9 protein-coding genes are annotated in these 11,443 nt (G+C 67.3%); 3 read left to right on the top strand and 6 right to left on the bottom strand.

Translation table 11 applies throughout. The features are described 5' to 3' along the window. On the top strand, positions 1 to 1,946 hold a 1,946-nt coding region (locus AC1VAN_RS02260), incomplete at its 5' end, for a M13 family metallopeptidase (protein WP_480985190.1). Positions 1,947 to 2,027: 81 nt separating this feature from the next. On the opposite strand, the gene AC1VAN_RS02265 is transcribed toward AC1VAN_RS02260, so the two are convergent. The 6 genes from AC1VAN_RS02265 to AC1VAN_RS02290 all read right to left on the bottom strand — a co-directional run bounded on the left by AC1VAN_RS02265 (position 2,028) and on the right by AC1VAN_RS02290 (position 9,156). Then, on the bottom strand, positions 2,028 to 2,588 hold the full coding sequence (locus tag AC1VAN_RS02265) for a hypothetical protein (RefSeq protein ID WP_032976041.1): 561 nt from the start codon (positions 2,586 to 2,588) through the stop codon (positions 2,028 to 2,030). Positions 2,589 to 2,687: 99 nt separating this feature from the next. Continuing rightward, positions 2,688 to 3,293, bottom strand: a complete 606-nt coding sequence (locus tag AC1VAN_RS02270) for an HD-GYP domain-containing protein (protein WP_025873766.1) — start codon at positions 3,291 to 3,293, stop codon at positions 2,688 to 2,690. A gap of 182 nt (positions 3,294 to 3,475) precedes the next feature. Continuing rightward, complete coding sequence (locus tag AC1VAN_RS02275; protein ID WP_032976043.1) at positions 3,476 to 3,991, bottom strand: hypothetical protein; 516 nt, start codon at positions 3,989 to 3,991, stop codon at positions 3,476 to 3,478. A gap of 82 nt (positions 3,992 to 4,073) precedes the next feature. Continuing rightward, a complete protein-coding gene (gene mfd / locus AC1VAN_RS02280; RefSeq protein ID WP_480985191.1) occupies positions 4,074 to 7,538 on the bottom strand; it encodes a transcription-repair coupling factor in 3,465 nt (1,154 codons plus the stop codon). 126 nt (positions 7,539 to 7,664) lie between these two features. Beyond that, complete coding sequence (locus tag AC1VAN_RS02285) at positions 7,665 to 8,210, bottom strand: GNAT family N-acetyltransferase (protein ID WP_025879325.1); 546 nt, start codon at positions 8,208 to 8,210, stop codon at positions 7,665 to 7,667. 88 nt (positions 8,211 to 8,298) lie between these two features. Continuing rightward, positions 8,299 to 9,156: a 23S rRNA (adenine(2030)-N(6))-methyltransferase RlmJ gene (locus tag AC1VAN_RS02290; protein WP_025879326.1), complete on the bottom strand. Its 858-nt coding sequence runs from the start codon at positions 9,154 to 9,156 to the stop codon at positions 8,299 to 8,301. Positions 9,157 to 9,191: 35 nt separating this feature from the next. Here AC1VAN_RS02290 and creB point away from each other — a divergent pair, with 35 nt between their 5' ends. Together creB and creC are read left to right on the top strand one after the other, a co-directional pair. Further along, positions 9,192 to 9,917: a two-component system response regulator CreB gene (gene creB / locus AC1VAN_RS02295; protein WP_081794553.1), complete on the top strand. Its 726-nt coding sequence runs from the start codon at positions 9,192 to 9,194 to the stop codon at positions 9,915 to 9,917. A 3-nt stretch (positions 9,918 to 9,920) separates the two neighbouring features. Further along, positions 9,921 to 11,381 (top strand): two-component system sensor histidine kinase CreC, encoded by a 1,461-nt coding sequence (creC, locus tag AC1VAN_RS02300; RefSeq protein WP_480985192.1) that lies wholly within the window; start codon positions 9,921 to 9,923, stop codon positions 11,379 to 11,381. The last annotated feature ends 62 nt before the right edge of the window (positions 11,382 to 11,443 follow it).

The raw sequence follows: 11,443 nt of genomic DNA on the forward strand, positions 1-11,443 counted from the left end.
GCCTCAACAGCGCCGATCTGGATCCGTCCATCGCCGCGTGTACCGACCTCAACGGCTTCGTCAACAGCAAGTGGCTGAAGGCCAACCCGGTGCCGGGCGACCAGACCACCTGGGGCAGCTTCGAAATCCTGCGCGAGCGCTCGCTGGAAGTGCAGCACGCGCTGGTGCAGCAGGCCGCCGCCAGCCAGGCCAAGGCCGGCTCGGTGGAAGCCAAGATCGGTGACATCTGGAAGACCGGCAACGACGAAGCGAAGATCGAGGCCGCCGGCCTGGCGCCGCTGCAGCCGACGCTGGACAAGATCACTGCGCTGAACGACACCGCCGCCATCACCCAGTACCTGCGCGACAGCCAGGCGCAGGGCCAGGGCGTGCTGTTCTCGCTGTTCGCCAATGCCGATTACAAGGATTCGGCCAACGTCATTGCGTACGTCGGCCAGGGCGGCCTGGGCCTGCCGGAGAAGGGCTATTACTTCGACGACGCGCAGGCCAAGATCCGCGACGCCTACGTGGCCTACATCGCGCAGGTGCTGACGCTGTCCGGCGTGGACGCGGCGCAGGCTGCCGAACAGGCCAAGGCGGTGATGGCGTTCGAGACCCGCCTGGCCAAGGCCTCGATGTCGCGCATCGAAATGCGTGACCCGGCCAAGCGCTACAACCCGCTCAGCGCCGCCGACGCGGACAAGCTGACCCCGAACTTCAGCTGGACCGCGCTGTTTGACACCCTGAAGGTGCCGGCCGCGCAGAAGTTCTCGCTGGCCCAGCCGGGCTTCTTCAGCGAAATGGACAAGATGCTGGCCGACGTGCCGGCCGCCACCTGGCAGTCCTACCTGCGCTTCCACACCATCGACGACGCCTCGCCGTACCTGAGCAGCCAGTTCGAGAAGGCCAACTTCGAGTTCTACGGCAAGACCCTGCGCGGCCAGCAGGAAATGCAGCCGCGCTGGAAGCGCGTGCTGGAGTCGGTGAACGGCGGCATGGGCGAAGCCCTCGGCCAGCTGTACGTGGACGCGGTGTTCCCGGCCGAATCGAAGGAGGCCATGCAGCACCTGGTGCAGAACCTGTCGGTGGCGCTGAAGGCGCGCCTGGAGCAGCTGCCGTGGATGGGCGAGGAAACCAGGAAGAAGGCACTGGAAAAGTGGGCCAGCTTCACCCCGAAGATCGGTTACCCGGACAAGTGGCGTGAGTGGACGGGCCTGCAGACCAACGGTGACAGCTACCTGGGCAACATGCAGGCAGCGCGTGCGTTCAACTACCGCTACATGCTGGACAAGATCGGCAAGCCGGTGGACAAGACCGAGTGGGGCATGACCCCGCAGACCGTCAATGCCTACTACAACGCCACCAAGAACGAGATCGTGTTCCCGGCGGCGATCCTGCAGGCACCGTTCTTCGATGCCAAGGCCGATCCGGCATTGAACTATGGCGGCATCGGGGCGGTCATCGGCCACGAGATGATGCACGGCTACGACGACTCGGGCAGCCAGTTCGCCGCCAACGGCAACTTCGACAACTGGTGGACCGACAGCGACCGCAAGGCCTTCACCGAACGCACCGACCAGCTGGTCGCGCAGTTCGACGGCTATGAATCGGTGCCGGGCGTGTTCGTGAAGGGCAAGCTGACCCTGGGCGAGAACATCGGTGATCTGGGTGGCCTGACCGTGGCCTACGATGCCCTGCAGATGGCGCTGAAGGAGAACCCGAAGGCGAACGTCGAGGTGGACGGTCACAGCCAGGACCAGCGCTTCTTCATGAACTGGGCCACCGTGTGGCGTCGCAACTTCACCGACGGTGAGCTGCGCGTGCGCCTGAACACCGATCCGCATGCACCGGCGAACTTCCGTGCCAACGGCGCGCCGTCGAACATGCCGTCCTATGCCGCCGCGTTCCAGTGCAAGGCCGGCGATGCGATGGTGCGTGCGGACGACAAGCGCGTGGTGATCTGGTAAGCGATCGCCGGTAACGCGTGAAGCAGAAGGCCCGGCGAATGCCGGGCCTTCTCGTTGCAGTCGGCTAGAACAGGCGGCAGATCAGCCCGGGCATTTCAGGTACTGAGACAATGTGGCCTGCCATGCGCTGGCCGGGTCGAAGCCTGGCACCAGGCCACCGCCCTTGCCGGTGAAATTGGACATGCCATGGGCCAGCATGTAGGTCGGGGTGTACGAGGGCGGCCCCATGCGCTTGCTGAAGGTGCAGATGCCAGCGACGTAGGCTGGCGCCTTGTCGGGGCTCAGCTGCGCCTTCAATGCGCTGTCGAAGCGACCGAGATTCTCCTCGCCCATGGCCGAACCGGCCATCGCCTTGAGCGCGTTGTAGGCAGCGTGTCCCGTCTCGTCTGCGACGCGCTGGCGATCGAAATGAGCGAACACGCCGGCGATGTTGTAGAGATCGATGGCGTCCTGCATGCGTCCATCCTGCACGCAGCGCGGCAGGGCATTCATCAGGGTGGCAGGTGAGGTGCCAGCGGTGACCTGGTTGCGCGACAGGCATGCGGCGGCTGGCGCGGTGCCATCCTGCTGGGCCTGCGCGAACGGCGCCAGGGCCAACAGCAACAAGCCCAGCGGTGCGGCGATACGGGTGTTTCCTTTCATGGGTGATGCTCCTCGTAAGCAGGGCCGTCTGCGGCCGACCCTCAGCTTGCGGGGATCGGCGCGGCTGCGCAAGCGAGGCGCCGTCCAGCCGGTGAAGGCTCAGGCCAGCGCCGGCTCGTTCCTGAGCATGCCGTGGAAACGCTGCAGCACGTAGGGATCGATCAGGCCACCGGCCTGCTCATCGAGGATCCGCAGCACCGTCTCGTGCTCCATCGCCGCGCGGTAAGGGCGCACGCTGGTCATTGCATCGTAGGCATCGGCAATGGTGACGATGCGGGCGCCGAGCGGAATGGCCTCGCCGTGCAGGCCATCGGGATAGCCGCTGCCATCGAACGCTTCATGATGGGCACGGATCAGTCGCGCGACCGGCGCGGCATCACTGCGGCCGGTGGCCAGGAAAATGTGCTCGCCGCGCACCGGGTGCTCGCGCATGATCGCGCGCTCTTCGTCGCTGTGCCGGCGCGGGCTCAGCAGTACCTCGTCGGGGATGCCGATCTTGCCGATGTCGTGGAAGCGTGCGGCCAGGCCGACCTGCGCACAGGCGTCCTCATCCAGGTCGCAGTGCAGGGCAAGGTGCTGCGCAAGAAGGCCCACGCGGTCACAGTGGTGGCGGGTATAGGCATCACGCATCTGCAGTGACATCGACAGGGCGTCGATCAGGCAGGCCTGCGCGTGCAGGAGGTCGGGAGGTCTGGGCTGGGGCATCGGAACTGGCGGCGCGGCGAAGCTGCGCAGAAAACGGAAAGGCCCGCGAGAGCGGGCCGGGGCGGCGCATAGGGTACCCGCATCGGTGTCACGCGGGGGGCATCGACGGTCCCGCGTGGGGCTGTGCGTTCAGTCGCATGCAGCATTTGGCCCCGGCCGCATCGCAACCGGGGCTGCGCGGATCAGCCGGTGGTCTGCAGGTGGATGCGATGGGCTTTGGCGAAGGCGTCCTGCGCGTCGCTCAGGGTCTGCATGTCTTCGTCCATCCTGGTCACGGCCTCATCCAGCGTCTGCAGCAGCGGGGTGACCTGTTCTTCGCTGTAGCCATCGGGCAGGGCGGCCAGCTGTTCCATCACGGCGAACATGTGTTCGGTGCTCTTCAGGGAATCGAGCAGGTTCTGGTGCAGTGCGTCGGCGTCCTTGCCATGGGTGAACTGCTGGACGAAGACCAGCCGGTCGGCGATTTCCTTGTGCGCGTTCTTCAGGCCGAAGCGATGCTGCTGCATGCTCTTGCCGTCCTGCAGCGACGCATGGAAGGACTCGCCGTTCGGGCCGTTGGTCCATTGCTCGACCACGCTGACCGTGCCGTTCCAGCTGGCGACATTCTCATGCAGGTAATCGCGGTTGCTCATGCCGCTGTGGCAGGCCGCAAGCAGGCCCAGGCTGGTGGCGAGCAGAAGGGGGGCGAAACGATTCACGGCAACACTCCTTGTCGCGGGCGCAGGAAACGGAAAGGGCGCCGGTCTGCCGCCCGCGGCGGACCGGCACCCTGCAGATCGATCAGCGCAGGGCCAGGGTCAACAGCAGTGCCCGCGCGGCATTGAAGCGGTCTTCGGGCAGCGGCAGCGGATGCTTGACGCGCAGCTTGTCCGGACCGTCCATGGCATAGAGGTTCGGTTGTTTCTGGATCAGCTGGATCACCGCCATCGGATCGATGTTCGGCTTGGATTCGAACACGATGCGGCCACCGTTCTCGCCCAGGTCCAGCTTGCGGATGCCCAGCGAGCTGGCCTGCAGCTTCAGCTCGGCAATGGCGAACAGGTTCTTGGCCGCATCCGGCAGCAGGCCGAAGCGGTCGATCATCTCCACCTGCAGTTCGCGCAGCGCATCGCTGTCGCGCGCGCTGGAAATGCGCTTGTACAGCGTCAGGCGGGTGTGCACGTCCGGCAGGTAGTCGTCCGGAATCAGCGCCGGCACGTGCAGCTCGACCTCGGCGCCCCGCGCTTCTTCGCCGGCATCGATGTCGGGCAGATGGCCCTGCTTGATGCTGCGCACTGCGCGTTCCAGCAGCTCGGTGTACAGGCTGAAGCCCACTTCGGCCATCTGCCCGCTCTGGYCSTCGCCCAGCAGTTCGCCGGCGCCRCGGATTTCCAGRTCGTKGGTGGCCAGGGTGAAGCCGGCGCCCAGTTCGTCCATCGAGGCGATCGCTTCCAGGCGCTTTTCCGCATCCGGCGTGATCGAACGACGGTCGGGCACGACCAGGTAGGCATAGGCGCGGTGGTGCGATCGACCGACGCGGCCACGCAGCTGGTGCARCTGSGCCAGGCCGAASYKGTCGGCACGSTYGATGATGATGGTGTTGGCGTTGGGGATGTCGATGCCCGATTCGATGATCGTGGTCGACAGCAGYACGTTGWAGCGCTGCTTSTGGAAGTCSAGCATCACSYKYTCCAGCTCGCGCTCSGGCATCTGSCCRTGSGCSAYSSCGATGCGSGCYTCGGGCACSAGYTCGGACAGCTCGCGCTGCATGCGGCCGATGCTTTCCACGTCGTTGTGCAGGAAATACAGCTGGCCACCGCGTGCCAGCTCGCGCTGGAAGGCTTCGCGCAGCAGCGCGTTGTCCCACTGGGTGATGAAGGTCTGCACCGCCAACCGGTTCGGCGGCGGGGTGGCGATGATCGACAGGTCGCGCAGGCCGGCCATGGCCATGTTCAGCGTACGCGGAATCGGCGTGGCGGTCAGGGTCAGCAGGTGCACGTTGGCGCGCAGTGCCTTCAGCGCYTCCTTCTGGCGCACGCCGAAGCGCTGCTCCTCGTCGACGACGACCATGCCCAGGTCCTTGAACTTCACGTCCGGCTGCAGCAGGCGATGGGTACCGACGATGACGTCGATGGTGCCGGCGGCGACCTTTTCCAGCTCGGCCTTGATCTCCTTGGTGCTCTTGAAGCGCGACAGCACCTCGACCTTCATCGGATAGTCGGCGAAGCGGTCGCGGAAATTGCGGTAATGCTGTTCGGCCAGCAGCGTGGTCGGCACCAGCACCGCCACCTGCTTGCCAGCGCTGGCGGCAGCAAATGCGGCACGCACGGCAACTTCGGTCTTGCCGAAGCCCACGTCGCCGCAGACCACGCGGTCCATCGGCTGGCTGCTGGCCAGGTCACGCAGGGTGGCGTCGATGGCGGCCAGCTGGTCCGGGGTTTCCTCGAACGGGAAACCGGCGGCGAACGGCTCGTACATCGCGCGGTCCACCTGCAGTGCCAGTCCGGCACGCGCCTGGCGGCGGGCCTGGATCTCCAGCAGTTCGGCGGCCACATCGCGCACCTTCTCGGCGGCCTTGCGCTTGGCCTTGCTCCACTGTTCGCCACCCAGCGAATGCAGTGGCGCGGTTTCGGCGGACGCGCCGGAATAGCGGCTGATCAGGTGCAGCTGTGCGACCGGCACGTACAGGCGGTCGCCCTTGGCGTACTCGATTTCGAGGAACTCGCCGGGCATGCCGCCGACGTCCATCGCGATCAGTCCGCGGTAGCGGCCGACGCCATGGTCCTCGTGCACGATCGGCGCGCCTTCGGTCAGTTCGCCCAGATCGCGGATGATCGCTTCCGGCTCTCGTCCGGCGCGGCGCGTGCGACGGGTGCTGCCGGCGCGCTCGGGGAACAGCTGGCGTTCGGTCAGCACCGCGATGTGCGGCGCATCCAGGGCGAAGCCGTCTTCCAGCGGCGCCACGGCAATGGCGAAGCGTTCGTCGCTGGCCAGGAAGGACAGCAGGTCGGCCACCACCGGTGGCTTCAGCTCGGCGGCCTGCAGCACTTCCAGCAGGGCCTCGCGACGGCCCGGCGAATCGGCGGCGATCAGCACCCGGCCAGGGTAATGGCCAAGGAAGGATTTCAGCGCGTCACCGGCCGGTGCTTCACGCGCGGCCACCGGCAGCGGCGGCAACGGCTGGTCGCCCAGCGCATGCGCCTCGGCGATGCGGGCGTGATCGGCAGCCCATACTTCGATGCGCGGTGCGTCGTTCAAACGCTCGCGCAGCAGGTCCGGCGACAGGTACAGCGCCGACGGTGGCAGCAGCGGCCGTTCAACGTCATGGCGGCGTTGCTCGTAGCGCTCGCCGGTCTGCGTCCAGAACGTCTCTGCCGCTTGAGCGGCGCCCACGCAGACGACCGGCAGGCTGCCGGCAGGCAGGTAGTCGAACAGGGTGGCGGTGCGCTCGAAGAACAGCGGCAGGTAATACTCGATGCCGGCCGGGGCCAGGCCCGATTTCAGGTCCTGGTACAGCGAACTGCGTCGGGTATCGACGTCGAAGCGCTCGCGCAGGGTCGCCAGCACCCGGGCGATGCTGGCGTCGTCCATCGGTACTTCGCGGCCGGGCAGCATGTGCACCGCCTCGACCTTGTCCAGCGAGCGCTGGCTTTCCGGATCGAACGCACGGATCGAATCGATGTCCTCGTCCAGCAGTTCCACCCGCAGCGGCTCGTCGGCGCCCATCGGGTAGACGTCAAGCAGGCCGCCACGCACGGCGAAATCACCCGGGTCCATCACCTGCGGCACGTTGCGGTAGCCGGCGCTTTCGAGGCGACGCTTCTCCGCTTCCAGGTCCAGGCGCTGGCCGACTTCAAGATTGAAGCTGCCGCCGATGACATAGCTGCGGGGAGCCAGATGCTGCAGCAGGGTCTGCACCGGCACCACCACCAGGCCGCGCTTCAGCGTGGGCAGGCGGTGCAGGGCCGACAGGCGCTGCGAAATGATGTCCGGGTGCGGGCTGAAGCGATCGTAGGGCAGCGTCTCCCAGTCCGGGAACGCCACCACCGGCAGGCTCGGGTCGCCTCCCAGCAGGGTATGCAGATCCGCTTCGATCTGGTTGGCACCGTGGTTGTCACGGGCCACCACCAGCAGCGGTGCGTCATGCGTGCGCGCTGCCTGGGCCAGATACCAGGCCAGGGCAGTGGGCGAGGCGGGGGCGCGCCACCAGGCGCGAAGCTGGCCGGCACGTGGCAGCGGCGGGGCGGGGTATTGAGTACGCGACATGAACCGCGGATTTTAGCAGAAGCCCCCGCCTGGCCCATGATCGTTACGTGACCGGGGTAGCGCCGGGCCATGCCCGGCGAGCGCAGCGGTCGGATCAACATCGCCGGGCAGGGCCCGGCGCTGCCGTCAGTTGTCCAGTTCCAGCACCATCCGCACCAGGCCTTCGGCCCCGTTCGGATGGGGGACCGGCTTGAAGCCCAGCGAGGCGGCCAGCTGCTTCATCGGCTCGTTCTCGGCGGCGACATCGCCATACAGGCGGTCCAGGTACTTGCCGCGGCCCCATTTCACCAGCTTGCGCATCAGCTGGCGGCCGAGGCCCTGGCCGATCAGGAAGCGGCTGATCAGGATCGCGTACTCGGCTTCCCGGGTACCGGGGATGATCGAGGCACGGGCCACCGCGCCGACCACGGCCTCACCGGCCGGCAGCGACTCGGCGGCGACCAGGGTGATCTCGGTCTTCGGGTTGGGATGGGTCAGGCGCTGGGTGGTTTCCGGTGACAGCTCGGTCACCGATTGCAGGAAACGGTCGCGGATTTCTTCCGGCCCGAACAGGCTGAAGGCGGCCTGCAGCGGCGCGCCATCTTCGGGGCGGATGGGGCGGATCAGCAGCTCGTGGCCGCTGGGAGCCTTGAAGATCTCATGCCAGGGCGGCATGCGGTTGCGAGTGGCCATACCTCCTTGGTGGTCCATCGATTGTGTCATCACCGGGGCTGCATTCCGTGAACGAAAGGCTCACGGTCGTACAGCCTCGTGAAGGCCCCTATTCGGCCGTCTTCAGCCAGTCCAGGCGGGTGCTGGCACCGGGCTCGCCCAGATGCTGGCGCAGGGCCGGCAGGGCCGGGCCGACCACGCGGTCGAACTGCCAGGGGGCATTGAGCACCAGCATGCCGCTGCCGTTGAGGCGCAGCGGGGAGTCGTCCGGGCGGACCAGGAACTCGATGGTCATCGCCGACTTCACCGGCAGTGCGGTGGCCTTGCGCAGGAAATGCAGGATGGTGCGGCGCTGCTTGATCGGGAACCAGACCGCACAGGTGGCCTGCGGCCAGCGCGCCAGGGTCTCGGCCAGCGCGGCAAGGATCGCCTGGTACTCGGCGTCCTGGGCTTCGTAGGGCGGGTCGATCAGGACCAGGCCGCGGCCGATCTTGGCACCGTTGGACTTGGGCGGCAGCAGCGAGCGCAGCAGCGCATAGCCGTCACCGGGGTGCACGCCGACGCGGCTGTCATGGGCGAACAGGGTCTTCAGCGAAGCGGCCTCATCCTCCTGCAGCTCGCACACCGCCATGCGGTCCTGCGGGCGCATGGCCTGCGCGCTGAGCAGCGGCGAGCCGGGGTAGGCGATCATCGCGCCGACCGGATTGTCGGCCTGCACCGCCTTGAGGTAGCGCTCGACCACCTCCGGCAGCTTGGGCTGGGCCATCAGCCGCATGACCCCGGATTCGACTTCCAGGGTCTTGCGGCTTTCTTCGCTGGCCAGCAGGTAACGGCCGGCACCGCCGTGGGTGTCGAGCACGAAGAACGGGCTGTCCTTGCGCTTGAAGCTGTCGATCAGGGCCAGCTGCACGATGTGCTTGAGGACATCGGCGTGGTTGCCGGCGTGGAAGGCGTGGCGATAGTTCATGGGCGGCAGTGTACGGGGCAAGGGCCRCAGCGGCTATGCTGCGCGCCATGACAGCCCCTGTTACCCATGTCCTGGTGGTCGAAGACGAAGCGGCCATCGCCGAAACCGTGCTCTATGCGCTGCGCAGCGAAGGCTACGCTGCCAGCCATTGCCTGCTGGGCGGGCAGGCGCTGCAGCAGCTGCAGGCCGGCGATATCGACCTGGTGGTGCTGGATGTCGGCCTGCCGGACCTCAGTGGTTTCGAGGTCTGCCGCCGGCTGCGGGCCCTGACGGGGCCGGTGGCGCAGGTGCCGGTGATCTTCCTGACCGCCCGCAACGACGAACTCGACCGCGTACTGGGCCTGGAGCTGGGGGCGGACGACTACATGGCCAAGCCGTTCTCGCCGCGCGAGCTGGTGGCGCGGGTGCGTGCCCGGCTGCGGCGTGCCACGCCCGCTGCGGTGGCCCCGTCCGTCGAGAGCGGCTGGCAGGAACACGGTGCCTTCGCCATCGATCGCGATGGCCGCCGCATCCGCTTCCAGGGCCATGCGCTGGACCTGACCCGCTACGAATATGCGTTGCTGGAGGCGCTGCTGCAGCGCCCCGGCGCGATCCTCAGCCGTGCCCAGTTGATGGACCGTGGCTGGGACAGCGCCGCCGACAGCGCCGACCGCACSGTCGACACCCACGTCAAGACRCTGCGCGCCAAGCTGCGTGCGGCCGGCGCCAGCGGTGARCCGATCCGCACCCATCGCGGCCTCGGCTACGCCCTGGAGGTCTGACGCGTGCGTCTGGTCCTGAAACTGTTCCTGGGCTTCTTCCTGATCGTTGGCATCGCCGCGTTCTTCGTGATGCGTGTGTTCGTCAACGAAGTGAAGCCGGGTGTGCGCCAGGCGATGGAATCGACCCTGGTGGATGCGGCCAACGTGCTGGCGGAAATGGCCGCCGCCGACGTCAAGGCCGGCACCATCCGCAACGGCACCTTCACCCGCAACCTGGCCAAGGCCCGGCAGCGCGACCTGAAGGCGATGGTCTGGCGCTTCCCCAAGCGTGCGCTGGACTACCGGGTGACGATCACCGACGCCAAGGGCATCGTGATCTACGATTCGCTGGGCCGCGACGTGGGCCGCGACAATTCGCGCTGGAACGATGTCTATCGCACCCTGCGCGGCGAATACGGTGCGCGCTCCAGCCCGGAAACGCCGGGCGATGACAGCAACACGGTGATGCACGTGGCCGCGCCGGTGTATGACCCGGCCGATGGCAGCACACTGATCGGCGTGCTCAGCCTGGCCCAGCCCAACCGCAGCATCGATCCGTTCATCGCCGCCAGCCAGCGCGCCATCATCGAGCGCGGTGCGTGGCTGATCGGCCTGTCGGCGCTGGTGGGCGTGCTGGTGACGATGTGGCTGACCAACGGCCTGGGCCAGCTCAGCCGCTATGCGCGTGCGGTCAGCGCCGGTGAACCGGTGCCGCCGCCGAAGCGGCRCAGCGACGAGATCGGCGATCTTGGCCAGGCGCTGGAGACCATGCGGCGCAAGCTGGAAGGCAAGGCGTACGTCGAGCAGTACGTGCAATCGCTGACCCACGAGATGAAAAGCCCGTTGGCGGCGATCCGCGGTGCCGCCGAACTGCTGCAGGAGCCGATGGCCGACGCCGACCGTGCGCATTTCGCACGCAGCATCGTCGACCAGCAGGAACGGCTGACTGAAACCATCGACAAGCTGCTGGCGCTGGCCGAGGTCGAGCAGCACGGGTGGTTGCAGACCCGTGATCCGATCGCCTTGCCGGTGCTGCTGCAGGAAGCCGCGGCGGCGGCGCAGGTACGCGCGCAGGCCGCAGGTGTCCAGCTGCATATCGAGCAGGTGCCCGACCTGCGCGTGCAGGGCGATGGCTATCTGCTGCGGCAAGCGCTGCACAACTTGATCGACAACGCCATTGCGTTCTCGCCGCCCGGGGCACAGGTGCAACTGGATGCCCAACTGGACGGGCAGGGCGTACGCCTGCAGGTTGCCGACCGTGGCGCGGGCATTCCCGACTACGCACGCGAGCGCGTGTTCGAGCGCTTCTATTCGCTGGCCCGACCCGGCACCGGCCGCCGCAGTTCCGGCCTCGGCCTGCCCTTCGTGCAGGAAGTTGTGCGCCTGCATGACGGCCGCGCCAGCCTGCAGCCGCGCGAAGGCGGCGGCACCGTGGCCAGCCTGTGGCTGCCGCTGGCGATACCGGGCCAGCGTCTGCGGCGCTGACTTCACACCCACTTCAAATTCGCCACAAACCCTGCTCACCGCAGCCGTCCATCCTGCAGTCC

It is taken from the genome of Stenotrophomonas sp. 05L44_2 (genome assembly GCF_056665995.1).